Annotated in this window: 13 protein-coding genes and 1 tRNA gene; 5 read left to right on the forward strand and 9 right to left on the reverse strand. The window is 54.0% G+C overall.

The annotated features are described in order from the left end of the window. Nucleotides 1–576: 576 nt before the first annotated feature. A tRNA-Gln gene (locus OGM59_01120) sits at nt 577–650 on the reverse strand. A gap of 239 nt (nt 651–889) precedes the next feature. Beyond that, nucleotides 890–1,489 (reverse strand): hypothetical protein, encoded by a 600-nt coding sequence (locus OGM59_01125; GenBank protein ID UYI91100.1) that lies wholly within the window; start codon nt 1,487–1,489, stop codon nt 890–892. 79 nt (nt 1,490–1,568) lie between these two features. Here OGM59_01125 and OGM59_01130 point away from each other — a divergent pair, with 79 nt between their 5' ends. Beyond that, nucleotides 1,569–2,231: an alpha/beta hydrolase gene (locus tag OGM59_01130; protein UYI91101.1), complete on the forward strand. Its 663-nt coding sequence runs from the start codon at nt 1,569–1,571 to the stop codon at nt 2,229–2,231. Between the two features lie 110 nt (nt 2,232–2,341). Here the strand turns inward: OGM59_01130 and OGM59_01135 are convergent, their stop codons facing one another. From OGM59_01135 to OGM59_01150, 4 genes are all read right to left on the reverse strand, one after another. Further along, a complete protein-coding gene (locus OGM59_01135) occupies nt 2,342–3,595 on the reverse strand; it encodes a metallophosphoesterase family protein (protein ID UYI91102.1) in 1,254 nt (417 codons plus the stop codon). Beyond that, entirely contained in the window at nt 3,579–3,806 is a 228-nt protein-coding gene (locus OGM59_01140) for a hypothetical protein (GenBank protein UYI91103.1), read from the reverse strand. Before OGM59_01140 ends, OGM59_01135 begins: the two co-directional genes overlap by 17 nt. Before the next feature lie 10 nt (nt 3,807–3,816). Beyond that, the gene (locus tag OGM59_01145) at nt 3,817–5,268 is read right to left on the reverse strand and encodes a glycoside-pentoside-hexuronide (GPH):cation symporter (protein UYI91104.1); all 1,452 of its coding nucleotides are present in this window, start codon (nt 5,266–5,268) and stop codon (nt 3,817–3,819) included. A gap of 64 nt (nt 5,269–5,332) precedes the next feature. Further along, nucleotides 5,333–6,292 carry an alpha/beta fold hydrolase gene (locus OGM59_01150; protein UYI91105.1) on the reverse strand — a complete coding sequence of 320 codons (960 nt, stop codon included), beginning with the start codon at nt 6,290–6,292 and terminating at the stop codon, nt 5,333–5,335. 309 nt (nt 6,293–6,601) lie between these two features. Between OGM59_01150 and OGM59_01155 the strand changes: the two genes are divergently transcribed. Continuing rightward, nucleotides 6,602–8,692, forward strand: coding sequence for an alpha-galactosidase (locus OGM59_01155; protein ID UYI91106.1), 2,091 nt, complete (start codon nt 6,602–6,604; stop codon nt 8,690–8,692). 85 nt (nt 8,693–8,777) lie between these two features. On the opposite strand, the gene OGM59_01160 is transcribed toward OGM59_01155, so the two are convergent. Both OGM59_01160 and OGM59_01165 read right to left on the reverse strand, forming a co-directional pair. After that, nucleotides 8,778–10,142 carry a 6-phospho-beta-glucosidase gene (locus OGM59_01160; protein UYI91107.1) on the reverse strand — a complete coding sequence of 455 codons (1,365 nt, stop codon included), beginning with the start codon at nt 10,140–10,142 and terminating at the stop codon, nt 8,778–8,780. A 172-nt stretch (nt 10,143–10,314) separates the two neighbouring features. Next, nucleotides 10,315–11,001: a YjjG family noncanonical pyrimidine nucleotidase gene (locus tag OGM59_01165; protein ID UYI91108.1), complete on the reverse strand. Its 687-nt coding sequence runs from the start codon at nt 10,999–11,001 to the stop codon at nt 10,315–10,317. A gap of 121 nt (nt 11,002–11,122) precedes the next feature. On the opposite strand from OGM59_01165, the gene OGM59_01170 reads away from it, so the two are divergent. Then, complete coding sequence (locus OGM59_01170; GenBank protein ID UYI91109.1) at nt 11,123–12,331, forward strand: DNA recombination protein RmuC; 1,209 nt, start codon at nt 11,123–11,125, stop codon at nt 12,329–12,331. Between the two features lie 48 nt (nt 12,332–12,379). Here OGM59_01170 and OGM59_01175 read toward each other — a convergent pair whose 3' ends face one another. Next, a complete protein-coding gene (locus OGM59_01175; GenBank protein UYI91110.1) occupies nt 12,380–13,648 on the reverse strand; it encodes a M14 family zinc carboxypeptidase in 1,269 nt (422 codons plus the stop codon). Nucleotides 13,649–13,895: 247 nt separating this feature from the next. Here OGM59_01175 and OGM59_01180 point away from each other — a divergent pair, with 247 nt between their 5' ends. Together OGM59_01180 and OGM59_01185 are read left to right on the forward strand one after the other, a co-directional pair. Further along, nucleotides 13,896–14,960, forward strand: coding sequence for a histidinol-phosphate transaminase (locus tag OGM59_01180; protein UYI91111.1), 1,065 nt, complete (start codon nt 13,896–13,898; stop codon nt 14,958–14,960). Then, a complete protein-coding gene (locus OGM59_01185) occupies nt 14,950–15,381 on the forward strand; it encodes a hypothetical protein (GenBank protein ID UYI91112.1) in 432 nt (143 codons plus the stop codon). Before OGM59_01180 ends, OGM59_01185 begins: the two co-directional genes overlap by 11 nt. The last annotated feature ends 49 nt before the right edge of the window (nt 15,382–15,430 follow it).

Consider the following 15,430-nt stretch of genomic DNA (forward strand, 5'->3'; position numbering starts at 1 on the left):
ATTGTCCCAAAAAGCGAACTATTACAAACATAAATTCGATAACAACATCAAAAAGGATCTGCCTTTGCATTTTTGATGGATAAACAATATAAAAGGGCAAACTTAAAAGAGAGGGTTTAAAGTTTTATTACTTTAAGCCCTCATTATTTTTTGAAATGTCTCTCAAATTTTTTGCTCATTTCAATTCGTGTTACGATTTTGATTTGAGCGATGTCTCTCAAAAATCTCAGTCATAAATGCCCTAAATCGCACTAAAATGACTTTGGAATTTTGAAATTTGCTGTCTCTTAGAATCTCTCAAAAACTCTCACAAGATTTTGAGGCAAAGAAAAAGTGCCTGAATACCGCCATAAAAAGCAGTATTCGGGCATAAAAAAGCCTCGGAACACGAATGTTCCGAGGTATTGGCAGATTATATCAACCTGTCAAGTCACGGTCGTATTTGCTTCGCAAATCTCCACCTTAAAGACTTGACAGAACGATGTTACTCGCTCTGCTCGTAATAACGATTCTTCGAATCCTTATCTTCTTCTATCGAAGAAAAAACAGACACCCGTGCGGATGTCTGTTTTCTCTTGGCAGAGGTATAAGGATTCGAACCTTAAATGACGGAGTCAGAGTCCGGAGTGTTACCGTTACACTATACCTCTATATTCAGTTGGCAAAGCGGTTTCGCATTGCTGAATAATATTAGCATATTCGGAAGAGGTTGTCAAGAAAAAATGAGAATTTCTCAGCAAAAAATTCGGATCATCGCAGCGGCGACGATCCGCTGCGTTTGTAAATGGCGAATTCTTTGCGAATTGATGCGGCTTTTGGCGCAGTGTCTTGCATAACCGCCGGATTTTCGCTATACTGAAACAGGAAATACCGGCGGGCAGTGGAATCTTTATTTTTGCAGCGCGGCCAGCTCTTTTTTCATAGCAGAGAGGAGCACCTTGTTGTCTTTGCCGTTTGAGGTGATGACCACATCGCAGGTATAGCCTGCGGCGCGTATATAAAACTCCTGCTGGAAGCGGCCGGTGCGCAGCTGGAGAGCGCCGGTGCGCTGGGCGCAAATGTCCGTGTACTTCATGGCCAGACTGGTCTTTATGTCCGAGCGGGTGTATTCGCCGCCGCGGATGGTGGGTTTGGCGTCGAAAAACGCCGTAGCATTCTGCTGCTCCTCGGAGGTCAGGCGCAGGGTGTACTGCACGGTGCCGGTGTCGTATTCATCTGTGCGGGTGTAGTTGCCGTCCGCCTTTTGCAGGCTTTCCTCTACCAAGGCGCTGTCCACCGTGGACGGAAAGTTGGAGGCGATCATCACCTGGGCAGGCGGAAAGTTGTTGTCTGCCGTGTAGTAAACGGCAAAGTACGCCACACTGCCGGCCAAGAGCAGCAGCGGGATCAGCAGAAAAATGCGCTTGCCAAGCTTTAAGAACCAAACGGTCAGCCCAATGGCTACCAGAACAAGAATCGCAAAAACCACAAAAAATACATTCCAAATCATAAACAGACCTCGTTTGCAAGAGTAACTCTATTATATCTTGCTTTGTCTTGTAGGTCAACAGTAAGTTGGAGGATCGGTCATGAATGTACAGGTCAACGGCGTGATATTATATTATGAAAAGCAGGGCAGCGGGCCGCCGCTGGTGCTGCTCCACGGCAATGGGGAGGATGGACGCATTTTTGACCGTACCGCAGAAGTATTGGCCCCTCATTACACCGTCTACACCATTGACAGCCGCTGCCACGGCAAAAGCAGCCGCAATGTGCCCCTAAGTTATGACTTAATGGCGGCAGACGTGCTGGCATTTTCAAAAGCATTAAAGTTGGAAAAGCCGGTGATCTGCGGCTTTTCGGATGGGGGAATCGTGGCGCTGCTGGCAGCAATCCGGGCGCCGGAATTGCCCGGTGCGCTGATCGCCTGCGGCGCCAATACCACCCCGGCAGGGCTGAAGTGGCCGGTGCGCCTGGGTATGGCGCTTCGTTACCTGGTGTGCCGGGAACCGCGGACCAAAATGATGCTCTGTCAGCCCCAGATCTCCCCGGCTATGTTAGGGCGTATTCAGGTGCCTACACTGGTGTTGTGCGGCGCCCACGATATGATCCGCCCGGCAGACAGCCGCGCTATTGCCGCCGCCATTCCCGGCGCCCGGTTGCAAGAATTGCCCCATGAGGGCCATGGTACTTATATCGTCCACAGTCCTAAACTGGCCCACCTGGTGCTGGCATTTCTGCGAACCCTGTGAAGTGCCCCCCTGCCTGCGACGGAATGGATAAGGATTGCGATTGATTTTAGGCGTAAAAAAGCAGCCATCGGCTTTTGGTCGATGGCTGCTGCTTTTTTATATTATTGATTTTACTTTTTGGCTTTATGCTTTTTAATGACTTTTACCAGTACAATGATAACCGCGGTCAGCGCCGCCAGGCCGGCAATGCCGCCGCACAGTGCGGGAATAAAAACACTCTTATATTCATAATAGCCATGCTCTCGGATATAGGGGTTCTTCACTGTATAATCCATCAGCTTGTCGGCGGGGATCACCTGGGTTTGGAACGTAGTCAGGTTGCTTTCATCCAGGTCAATGGTGCGCACACCCCGGTAATTGCCGTAGCTGTAAAAGGTGACGGCAGGCGCAGCCAACAGGCGAATGCCTTTATATGTACCGGCGTAGTCGTTCACATGGTCGTGGCCAAAGATCGCGCCTAAAATATCGCCCTGCTTGACCCAACTGTCCAGCTGGCCGTCATTGGCGGTATTGGCGGGGCAGGGACCCTCGTTCAGGTGGCCGGCATCGATGTAATCCGGGTTGGTCACATAATACTGGCTGGTGTGGTTGGCGTTGCCTCGCACGGCGCCTTTGGTACCCTTGGACACTTCGGTAAACATATCGTACACCTCCGGCACCACAATATGCTGGAACAGCAGAGAGGGGACGGGCTTGCCGTCGTTCTCCGCCTTTAAGGCGTTAGAGGTGCGCTCGTACCAGTCGATCTGATCCTTGTGCACATAGCCGTAGCCGCCGCCCTCGCTTTCGTCCGTATAAGGATTGGAGTCCATAAACCACAGATTAAAGACGGTTTTGTTCCCGGCGGTGTTGAGAATGGGCAGGTTGTAGTTGCCCACGCCGGTCATCTCCTCACCGTCCACCGCCATACAGTATTCGTAGGCTTGGAACCAGGCCATCAGTTGCTTTTTGGCCTGCTCTTCGGTCATGCCGTTTTGCTCGTCACACAGCCCCTCGTGGTCATGGTTGCCGAACACCAGGGCAAAGGGGATCTTGCGGTCGTTAATGGCTTTGCCCACAATATCCACCGCCGCCTTGGTCTCCTCCGGGGTGACCCCCTTCCACCAACCGGCAATATTGTCACCGGTCAGGGCGATAAAGTCCGGCTTCGTCTGGTCAATGGCGTTGTTCATCAGGTCCACGGTGGCCTGCTGGGGGGTGTTGGTGTCTTGAATATCGGCTAAGATTAAAATTTTGAATTTGCCGTTTTTGAATTGCAGGGGCGCGCCGGCCGTTTTGTCCGCAGCCAGCGCCGTAAAGGGCAGAGTGCCCAAAATCAGCAGGGCGGTCAACAGGGCAGTCAGGGCGTTACGCAGGGTTTTCATCTTTGGGTTCCTCCTTATCTGTTTTCTTTTTCTTTTTGAATTTGGCCAGCAACTTTTCCGCCTTGGCCCACTCGGCCTCTGCCTTGTCGGCGTCCGCTTCCAGTCGCTCTTCCATATTGTAGTTCATAATATTGCAGCCGCACTTTGGGCATTCCGGCTTTAAGTAGAATACGCTTAGCTTGGCACCGCACTTGGGGCATTTGTTTTCCATAAGCTCCTCCTTATTCTGCGTCTGCGGCAGCGCCGGTCAGGTTTTCTCTCCGCTGTGCCAGCTCCCGGTGGATGGTGTCCAGCTTTTCGCCCTCCAGGTCGTAGAAAATAAACGGGATCAGGGACAACAGATTCAGCACGGCGGGAATGATGGTCACAATGGCCCAAAGCAGGAAACGGGTATTCAACTCGCCGCCCTCCGGCAGCACCATATCTTGGTTCACCTGTTGCAGTCCGATCACCGGGATCAGCGCTGCGGACACGGCGGTGGCCAAAGAGCCGGTGAGCTTACTGACGAAAGTGAGCAGAGAGAAAGAGGTGCCTTCGCTGCGCTCCTTGGTTTTCCATTCCATATAGTCCACCGTGTCGCCGATCATTTTGGTGGGGATCACCATTTTTATGCTGCTTATGGCGGAGTTAAACACGCCCCACACCATCATCAGCGGCACGATCACCCGGGGATCACGATACCAGTGGGCGCCGATCAGGAAGATGGCGCTGGATACCACAGCCTTGACGATCACCGCACGAATGACGATCTGCTTGGAGGTCCAGCGCCGTTCCAGCGCCGGAATAAAGGTATAGGCCAAAAATCCGGTAACCGTGCCGGGAATACCCGCCACAATGGACAGACTGGCGCTGCCCAGGGTAAAGAGATAAAAATACTGGGTAAAGGCGTCTGCAATGCTCTCCACAGTGCCCAGCACATTGGAGCACACGATCAGCAGCAGCGGCTTGTTCTTTACCAGGCACTTAAAGCAGTCGGAGATTTTTGGCTCCTCGCTTTGCTGCATCACCCGTTCTTTGGTGCACAGCCCGGCCAGGGAGAACAGACCCATACCGAATGTGCCGGCCACAATGCCCAAGATAAAGAATAGCTGCCGCATATCCATGCCGATCTTGCCGCTCTTTTGCAGGTCAATGAAGATGGAGATAACCGGACCCACCAGGCCGCCGATGGCACCGGAGATCAGGCGGGCCGAGGTAATGACCCGGCTGCGATCCTTGGGGTTCGGCGAGATGGCTGCCGACATTCCCCAAAAGGGAATATCACCAATGGTGTAAAAGAACTCCCAAATAAAATAGGTGATACACATGTAGACGATCTTGGCGGTGGTAGACTCCACCCCGCGCAAAAACTCCGCGCCGCCGAAAAAGAGAATGGTGGCGACACCCAGCGGAATGGGTACAAAGAGCAGATAAGGCCGCAGCTTACCGTAGCGGGTACGGGTCTTGTCTACAATGGTGCCCATGATCGGGTCGTTCATGGTGTCCCAGATCCCCATAAAGAAGATCATCAGCGACACGGCCTGGCCGGGTATGCCGAATACAGTGACCAGGAAAAAGGTCAGCTGCATACGCACCAAGTTGTAGCCGATCACCTGGCCGCCGTTGGCAACGCCGTAGATCAAGGTTTCGCGAACGCCTACATAGCGTCGCTCTTTCAGTTCCGTTTGTTCCATAGCATATCCCCCTTCTTTTTATGAATGGAAACGGTTTGTATTCTTGTCCGCCACAGGCGGTGATTTATGCTTTAGGTGCCAGGCAATTCTCTGTAAACCGCTCCAGCGCCAACTGATAGGCAGTAGGGTCGGTGTAGTAGCTCCTGGCGTGGACGGCTGCCGGTACGGTCAGCTTTGCCTTTTCCGTGGGGCAGGCGTTATAGAGTTGATCCCGCATAAAGAAAGGCACAAAGTCGTCCTTCTTGCCGTGGATAAACAGTACCGGCACCCGGGCTTTGGCTACCGCCGCAATCGGCGCAGCTTGGTGGAAGGAATAGCCGGCAAACAGCTTACAGTATAGATTGCAAATGTGCAGAATGGGAAAGGGCGGCAGATGGAACGAGGTGCGCAGTTGGTAGCGGAATTCCGCCCAGGCGCTGGTGTAAGCGCAGTCGGCAATGATGCCTTTTACTTGCGCCGGGTCCACCTTGTCGCTCATCATCAGAACTGTGGCACCGCCCATGGATACCCCAAGCAAAAATACCGGCAGGTCCGGATAATGGATCTTTGCATAGTCCAGCCAAAGCAGGGTGTCCCGGCTCTCGTGGGTTCCGTAGCCCATATATTTGCCGTCGCTTTCGCCGCAGCCCCGGTGATCCGGAAACAGTACCGTATAGCCTTTTTTATACAGATAAGGCGCCATAAGGGCAAATTCGCCGGTGCCGCAGCTGCGTGCGCCGTGGCAGGCGATCAGTAGGCGGCCGTTGGGCTTCTCCGGAGTCAGCACTTTGGCTGCCAGTCGTGCACCGTCCGGCGTGTGCAGTTCCACCGATCGAATCGGCAGCTGCGAAAAAGCTGCCACGGCAGCGTTGTTCTTTTTTTCATACGCGTCCGGCATGGCGTTGCCGGCAATGCGGTCTGTGATCCAGCGGGGTACGGACACGGTTTTGCGCCATACCAGCTGGTTAAAAATAAAGCCGCATACGAAAAACAGCAGCACCACCGCTGCGGCGGTCACTGCCAACAGAATGCCGATTGCTTTCATATTTTTTCTCCATCAGCCGTCGTGCCGGCCGAGTAGGGCATGCGTGGCGAATTTTGCGTGTAAACGGCCAATGCCATCATAACTCATATTGCACAAAAAATCAAGTTGATTACAATATATTTTGTATAAAATGTCAATACTCGGCTTGTGATTTGTGCACTTTGCTAAGTTTTTGATTTGCAATCCAAAACGGTTGTACGGCTTTACATAGTGGGATCTTTTGGGTGGCAAGTGGGAGAATTGCCATTGCTCTGTACGGGGAGGTATGGTATAGTGTAGATACTTGTAAAAGAACCCGGAGGGCGAAAGATGATTTTTTACTTAAAAGAAAATCGCATTTTTGTGCTGGAGACGGAGAACACCCACTATGTGTTCGGCATTGACTCGGCAGGGTATAATCGGCATTTGCACTGGGGTGCCAAGTGTGACCCGGCGGATTATGCTTTTACGGAGATCGGTGACGAAAACTCCAATCATTCCATGCTGGACGAATACCGACAGGAGCTGACTCCCTTTGGATCCACCGTGTACCGCACCTGTGACCTAAAGGCACAGTTTGCAGACGGCTGCCGGGAGGTGGCGCTGCGCTACACCGGCTATCGGCTGGAGGACGATACCCTGCGCGTTGCGTTTGAAGATATGTACTATCCCTTGCAGGTGCGCCTGGGCTACCAGGTGTATCCGGGGCTGGATATCATCAAGCGCTGGGTGGAGGTGGAGAACACCGGCTCTGCGCCGATTTCCTTTGAGCGGCTGTTTAGTGCCGGGTTCTCTCTGCCCGGTATGGATCCGTATACTTTTGAGAATACCAACGGTGCTTGGGGCGGTGAATTTCTGCCCTGCCGCACGGTGCTGGATGGGGGCAATTTGGTGTATGAGAGCCACCGTGGCGCGTCCAATCATAATCAGTCGCCGTATTTTATCGCCCACCGCGGTGCCACGGAGACCCGGGGCGCAGTGTACTTTGGCTCCCTGGCGTACAGCGGCAATTTTAAGGTAATTGCCGGTCGGGATCTGTACGGTATTACCCGGGTGAGTCTGGGTATGAACGACTTTGATTTTTCTCACACTTTAGAGCCGGGGGCGCACTTGGAGACCCCGCCGGTGTACTGCGGCAAGACGGAGGGATTGGGCGAAATGTCTCGCCAAATGAACCGCTTTTGCTTGGAACATTTGTTGCCGTCCGGGTTCCGGGCAGAGACGCTGCCGGTGCTGTATAATTCTTGGGAGGCCACGGAATTTAATGTAAATGTGGCGGGCCAGACCCGCTTGGCGGAGATTGCCGCAGGGATCGGGGTGGAGCTGTTTGTGATGGATGACGGCTGGTTCGGTGCCCGCAACAACGACCGTGCCGGGCTGGGGGACTGGTTTGTGAACCCGGCAAAGTTCCCGGGCGGCCTGGACGAACTGATCGGCAATGTAAACGCCCTGGGTATGGATTTCGGTCTGTGGGTGGAGCCGGAGATGGTGAACCCGGACAGCGACCTTTACCGTGCCCACCCGGACTGGACTTATCACTTCCCACACCGTCACGCAGATGAGTTGCGCCATCAGCTGGTGCTGAATATGACCCGCAGCGATGTGCAGGCGTATATTTTAGATTGCCTGGATCGGCTGCTGACGGATCACAATATCCGCTATATCAAGTGGGATATGAACCGGCCGTTCTCCCAGGTTGGGGCGGAGAATTTGGCGGATCCCAAAATGTATTCTTATCTGCACACCATGGCAGTGTATCGGATCGTGGATGATCTGAAACGCCGTCACCCGGCGGTGCAATTTGAAAGCTGTGCCTCCGGCGGAGGTCGGTGCGATTTAGGAGCCATCAGTCACTTTGACCAGGTGTGGACCAGCGATAATACAGACGGCATTGACCGGATGACCATACAAAAAGGCTATTCCATGCTCCACCCCATTAAGACTATGCGAGCGTGGGTAACGGATATTGCCGGGATCAACAAGCCCTGCTCCCTGGACTTCCGCTTTCATATCGCCATGCAGGGGGCGTTGGGTCTGGGCGGTAATTTGGAGAAGTACAGTCCGGAAGAACTGGAGATCTGCCGCCGCAATGTGGCGCTGTATAAGGAGATCCGCCCGCTGGTGCAGTTCGGCGACCTGTATCGGATCCTGGATGCGGATCGGGACCAGGTGCTTTGCAATCAGTATGTCAGCCGGGACAAAATGCAGGCGGTTTTGTTCCTAAGTGCCCGGGGCACCCGGTTCTTTAAAAAGAAGATGAACCTACGCTTTGCGGGCTTGGCGCCGGACAGGGCGTATGCTTTTACATTGGACGGCGTGGCGTATAAGAAAGGCGGCGCCTTCCTCATGGAAGTGGGTTTGCCTGTCTATGTGCGTGGTGCCGATTATAATCAAATCGTCCGCTTGACCGCAGTAGAATAAGTAAAAAGAATAGGAAAAGACCGGGTATTGCCGGCGTCTAACAGGCGCAGGTGTTTACTCGGTCTTTTATTTCTGTATTCCGATTTTAGTGCCAGCCGTCACAGTAGTCTTTGTTGTGGGCAATGTAGGCGTCGGTCAGGGCACAGGCCAGGGAATAGCTGTTTACCAGCGGGTGCAGGGTCAGGGCCTGCACGGCGGCGGCGCGGCTTTTCTCCCGAATGGCTTTGGAGGCCAGACGCTCGTAGTTCTTCACTCGGCGGATCAGCTCCAGATTTTGCTCGTCTACGGCGCCGATCCGATGGGGCGTGCAGCCCTTTGGCCCCACCTCACAGGTGACCTCCACTACATCGTCCGGCCGCAGGCCGTCTATGGCGTTGCCGTTTGGCACGCACAGGATCATGGGGCCGGTTTGGCCGCTTTGGGCGTTTTCTATGAATTTCAGCGCCACACCGGCGTAGCCGCCGTCGTCTTCTTCATAAATATTAAAGTGCCAGGGCTGGCTGCGTTTCTCGCCGGTTTCGCTGGCCATATAACTGCACTCTCGCATACCGTACCATTTATTGAATACCGCCAGGCAGCCCTCAAAATCGTTTTCAATATCCATTTGGCGCAGCTGGGCGGTCATTTGCCGGTTGATATCCAAAATCTGTTCACCACGGGTCTGGGGCGCTTTCAGAATATTGGCCACCGCCTGTTCCCGGTAGTAGAAGTAGTAGAGATATTCGTTGAGCACCGCGCCCCGATCCCGCAGTAGTTCTTTAGAGAAGTAGCGCATATCGCTGTTCTTGTAGGCGTCATCGTTCTCGATCAGATCGTGCAGAATCTCTTTGCCGTTTATGGTGATGCTTTTGAAGTAGGACAGGTGGTTGAGCCCGTACACCTCGCCGGTAATGTTCGCCGGGTTCGCCCCGTACAGCAGGGCAAAGGAGCGGAGCATGCCGGAGGGTGCGTCGCAAATGCCGTAGGTAAAATCGTAGCCCATATCCCGCAGGGTTTGGGACACGACCCCGGCCGGATTTGTAAAGTTGAATACCTTTACGCTCGGCTTCGCATATTTCTTAATCAGTTCGCAGTAGGCAGCCAGTGCCGGTACGCTGCGCATGGCAAAGGACAACCCGGCAGCGCCGGTGGTCTCTTGCCCCAGTACCCCGTGATCCAGGGCAATGCGCTCGTCCTTGGCTCGCATTTCATCCTGCCCCACCCGAATGGTGGTGATTACATAGTCCGCGTCCTGTGCCGCTTCCACCGGGTCGGCAGTGAGGGAAAAGCGCATTTCCGGGCACAGCAGGCGCGCCACATGCGCCGCCATACCGCCGTAGATGCGCAGCTTTTCCTCGTCATTGTCCATAAAACACAGTTCGTCGATCCCCAGCCGCTTTGCCTTTTGGGCAATGCTTTTTGCCAGGAACATGGAGCGCACACCGCCTCCGCCAAGTACCGTGATCTTCATAGAACCCCTCCTGTATTCCCGCGCGCTCGCGCCAAATTTCCAATCTTATAGTACCCAATTCACCGCCCCTTTGTCAAGATGCAATCTCCGCTCTTCCAAACCCGGGCATACAAAAACGCACAGACAAACTGCCTGTGCGTTTTTTTGTTCCATTCCTGCAGATTGTGCAGTATTACAGCTTCTCCAGCAAGGGGAGCAGATCCGGTAGGCGGTGGATCTGGTATTCTACGGTGCCGTCGGAGGGGAGGGGCAGGCGGTTCGGGTTGTACCAGCAGGTGTGCATACCGGCGATTTTGCCGCCCAGCATATCGGAGGTCAGACTGTCGCCCAGCATCAGGCTCTCGCTGCGCTTTACGCCAGGCAGGCTGGCAAAGCAAGCGTCGAAAAAGCCCAGCTGGGGCTTATTGGCACCCAGGTACTCGGAGATAAACACCCGGTCCAGCAGAGGCAAAATGCCGCTGTTTTTCAGCCGCCCTTCCTGTACCCAGCCGGTGCCGTTGGAGGCCAGACACAGGGTATAGCGCCCATGGAGGGCGGAGAGCAGTTCTTCTGCTCCGGGGAGAAAGAAGTGGCGGCTGCTCAGCCGTTCCATATAGTAGTGGTTCACTTCCTCCCGATCCAGGTCGCTGCCCAGGTGGGTCAGCAGCAGGTCAAAGCGGTGGTAGCCGATCTCCGATCGTTGAATTTTGTCTTGCTCCAGCAACTTCCACTGGGCGTCGTTACCGGCACTGTACAGAGCCAAAATCTCATCTGAATAGGGCAGGGTGTAGTGGCGCATGGTTTCCTCCAGTGCCACTTGTTCCGCCTGCTGAAAGCTGAACAGCGTATCGTCTAAATCTAAAAAAATCGTGGTGATCATAGCGAGCTCCTTTGGCTCCAGTATAGCACAGCTGCCGCAGGGTGTGCAAGTCCCAAAAAACGGACGGCAGCTTGTATGCAGGCGCATTTTATGGTATGCTTTTTACCAAGGAGGTAGAGGAATGGATGCAATCAATTTGATTATATTTGCGGTGCTTTTTGTGCTGCAGGTGGCGATCATTATTTTGCTGCTGCGCCGCCGCAGTGGGGATGCAGGGCACCAAACGGAGCTGCTGGCGCGGCAGCTGCAAGCCCAGGACAATGAGCGCCGTGCCCAAATAGAGCGGTTGGAAGCGGCAGTGCAGACTCTGCGGGAGGATAACTACCGTCAGCAGGTGAAGCTGCTGGAGCTGGTCCAGAACCAAAGCGACAGCCAAACCCGGCGGTTGGGTGCCTTTATGGCAGAGATGCAAAAGAGCAATGAGCAAAAGCTGGACCAAATGCGTCAAACGGTGGACGAAAAACTGACCGGCACCCTGAACACACGGCTGAATGCCTCGTTCCAGACTGTGTCCCAGCAGCTGGAGAGCGTGTACAAGAGCCTGGGCGAAATGCAAAAGCTGTCCTCCGGGGTAACGGAAAGCGTCAACGGGTTGAATCGGGTGCTGACCAATGTAAAGAGCCGAGGCACCTGGGCGGAGGTGCAGCTGGGCAATATTTTAGACCAGACGGTGCCGGGTATGTATGACACCAATGTGGCCACCAATCCCAAGTATAACGGTCGCGTAGAGTTTGCGGTGCGGATCCCGGCGGCGGACGGCAGCGGTCATGCCTGGCTGCCCATTGATTCCAAATTTCCTATGGAGGATTATGCACGCTTGACCGCAGCGGCTCAGGCCGGGGATCGACAAGGCATGGAAAGCGCCCAAAAGGCGCTGGAGCAGCGGGTGCGTGACGAGGCCAAGCTGGTGCGTCAGTACATTTCTGCCCCGGAGACCACACCCTTTGCGGTGCTGTATTTGGCCACCGAGGGGCTGTATGCGCAGATTCTGGGCAGTCGCAGCGGACTGGCGGAGAAGCTGCAGCAGCAGGGCATTTTGCTGGCCGGGCCCACCACGGTGACAGCGCTGCTTAATGCGCTGGCGATGGGTTTTCGCACCCTGGCCATCAACCGCAAAGCCACGGAGGTGTGGCAGGTGCTGGGCGCTGCTAAAATGCAGTATGAGAAGTTCGGCGACCTGCTGCAAAAGGCACGCAAAAAGGTGGATGAGGCCGGCAAGGTGCTGGACGAGGCGGATCACCGTAACCACATCATTCAAAAGCACCTGTGCCGGGTGGAGACCCTGGACGACCCGACGGCAGCGGAAGCGGTACCGGAATTATTTGACTGAACAAACCCGATAAAAAGGGCGCCTGCTTACAGCAGACGCCCTTTTGCTTTACGCATACGCTTTGATAATTTCCCGTATCATACGAACATTGTCCTTGGTGTGCAGGGCGTTTGGAGCCTTGTATTCCAGCAAACAGCAGGGAATGTTCAGCTTTTTGTGTACCCAACCGATGGCGTAGCCTTCGTTTGCGGCATAGACGCCGTCTTTCATTTTGTTTAAGTGCAGGGTGCGATTGACGATTTGGCACAGCTTTTTGGTGCCTAAGGTTTCGTTAAGCCAGCCGTGGGCATTGATGTACACATTGGGCTTGCTGCGGAGAATAAAGTCTCGCAGGGCACGGGTCTCTTTGCCCTTAAACGGACCAAAATCCCGGTTTATATCAATATGCGCGGCGGTGCAGCGCCCAAAGGCATTCTTGCCGGAGCGTTGTGCGTTTTTGCCGGCAATGGCACCGTCCGGATTGGCGCAGGGTACAATAACCAATCGGTAATTGCCCAATTCCTTCGGGTGGGAAGCAAAGTGGGCTATCAAGTGGTTGGCAATGGCAGTCAGACGCTGCCCGTCTCTGGCATAATCGTCCTCAAAGCCGTGGATGGCAAAGTCAATAAACAGCGTCTTTTTGTACTTGCCGTTTGCCGGGGTGATGATATAGCCTTCCAAATTGCGATTTTGTACGGATTTGCCATAAACCACTTGGGTCACATGGTTGTGGTCTAAGGCTAACTGTGCGGCATTTGCATTCAGCGGCAGCGCCTTGTTTTGTACGCGAACGGTAATCTGTGCCGTAACACCATTATAGGTGCGTACGGTCAGTTGGGTCTTGCCGTTGGCTTTGCCGGTAATGTAGCCTTGCGGAGTGACTGTGGCAATGGCAGAATCCCGGGTTTTGTATGTAACGGTGTAGGCTGCGGTGCCACGGGCAAATTGCAGCTTTATCTTATGGTTGTTGGCACCCTTTTGGATAATCACATCGCCGCCTTTAACGGCTAATTTGGTGGGAGCGGCCTTAACCGTAACGGTGCAAGCGGCAGTTTGGCGTCCGTAACGCACGGTCACTTTGGCTGTACCGATTTTCTTGGCGGTAACCACGCCGGATTTGCTAACGGCCAGTACGCTTGTGTTTGCTGAGCGATAGGTGCAGTCGGTAGGGTGGATACGAGAATTATTGAATTGAATACAAGCGGCTTTTTCGCCTAAGCCCAGCGCAACGGTGGTGCGCTTTAATGTTAAATTTTCTGCAGCATAGGCTGTGCAGGTGTTGCTGAGCAAAAACATAAGCAGCAATAGTGCTGCCGCTATGGAAGTGCGGTGCTTCATAACAGAATCTCCTTCTTTTCTGATTTGGCAGCGACCCGGGTGCCACTACTGTAACAGTGTATCATTTCTTGCAAAGTGTGACAAGTTGTTTGCGTTTTTTGCCGTGTTTTGATATTTGCGTTTATACGCTGCGGTTTTGTGTACGGCAAAGTGCTGCAAAATTGTGCTGCAAATGCAAAAAAATTTGTTTTTGCGTTTATTGCGCCGCTTTAGACTTTGTGGTAAAATAAAGCCGAGGTATTTGATTATGGAGCAACTTTGGAAACAGAATTTGCGGCAGATTGAGCCGTATGTGCCCGGGGAGCAAAGCAGCGACCCGGATCGGATCAAGCTCAATGCCAATGAGAACCCGTATCCACCGGCCCCCGGCGTGGAGGCGGTACTGCGCAGTTACGACCCGGCAGCGCTGTGCCTGTACCCGGACGCCAACGCCCGGCTGCTCAAGGCGTCCATTGCCCGCCACTACGGCGTGGCGCCGGAGCAGGTATTTGTGGGCAACGGCTCGGACGATGTGCTGGCACTGGCTTTTCAGTCCTTTTTTAACAGCGACAAACCCATTGCCTTTCCGGATATTACTTACAGCTTTTACCCGGTGTGGTGCCGGCTGTTTCACATTCCTTTTGTGACCTACCCGCTGACAGCGGATTTTCGCATAGATCCGGCGGATTACGCGGCGCCTAACGGCGGCGTGGTGCTGCCCAATCCCAATGCCCCCACCTCTATCGGTGAGGACCTGCCCTTTGTGCAGGCGCTCTTGGAGGGCAACCGGGATGCTGTGGTGATTATTGATGAGGCCTATGCGGACTTTGGCGGCGTCAGTGCCGTGCCGCTGCTGGCGGACTATCCCAATTTGCTGGTGTGCGGCACATTTTCAAAATCCCGCTCTCTGGCCGGACTGCGGCTGGGCTTTGCCATCGGCAGCGCAGAGCTGATCAGTGTGTTGGAAGCAGTGAAGAATTCCTACAACAGCTACACGGTGGACAATTTGTCTCTGCTGTGCGGTGCGGCTGCTATGGATGATGAGGCGTATTTTGCCAAGACCACGGCGGCGGTGATAACCACCCGGGAGCGGGTGCGCCGGGCGCTGGAGCAGATGGGCTTTTCCGTATTGCCATCCCGCACCAACTTCCTTTTTGCAACGAAGGACGGCGCGTCTATGCGGGAACTGTTCCTCTATTTGAAGCAAAGACATATTTACATTCGCTATTTTGACCTGCCGCGGATTGACAATTATGTGCGTATTACCATCGGTACCGACGCGCAGATGGACGCATTTTTGCAGGGAACGGAGGCTTTTTTGCGTGGAGAATAAAAAAGTTGCGCTGATTTTCTTGTATTTTATCGGTGCCATTCAGCTGGTGGCCGGTGTGTACACCCAGCTGGTGGGGTTGTTTCATTGGGACTTTATGTCCCTGTTCCCGGTGGTGGAGATGGGCACCCAGCAGATCTTGTATTTGAATTTGCTGGCGGTGTTCCTGGTGACCACGCTCATCCATATTGTGGTGGCGGCACTGGTCAATGACGGCAGCTACGGCCCACTTGAGGTGCTGCAGGCTTGTCCGCCGCTGACCGTCGTGGTGCCGCTGGTGCTCTTTGGCATTTCCATTTATACCACTCTGGGCGCTACCTCGGCGGGGGAGCGGGTGTTCTGCCTGGCTGTGTCCGCTTTGTATATTTTTGCCTGCTATATCAGCGTGGGCTGCATTGCCGCTGTGCGGGATATGGAAGATTAAACAAGAAAACAGACAGAAAAGGACCTCTGTGTGCCAAACACAGAGGTCC

This window comes from Oscillospiraceae bacterium (assembly GCA_025757685.1).
Lineage (GTDB): Bacteria > Bacillota > Clostridia > Oscillospirales > Acutalibacteraceae > CAG-217.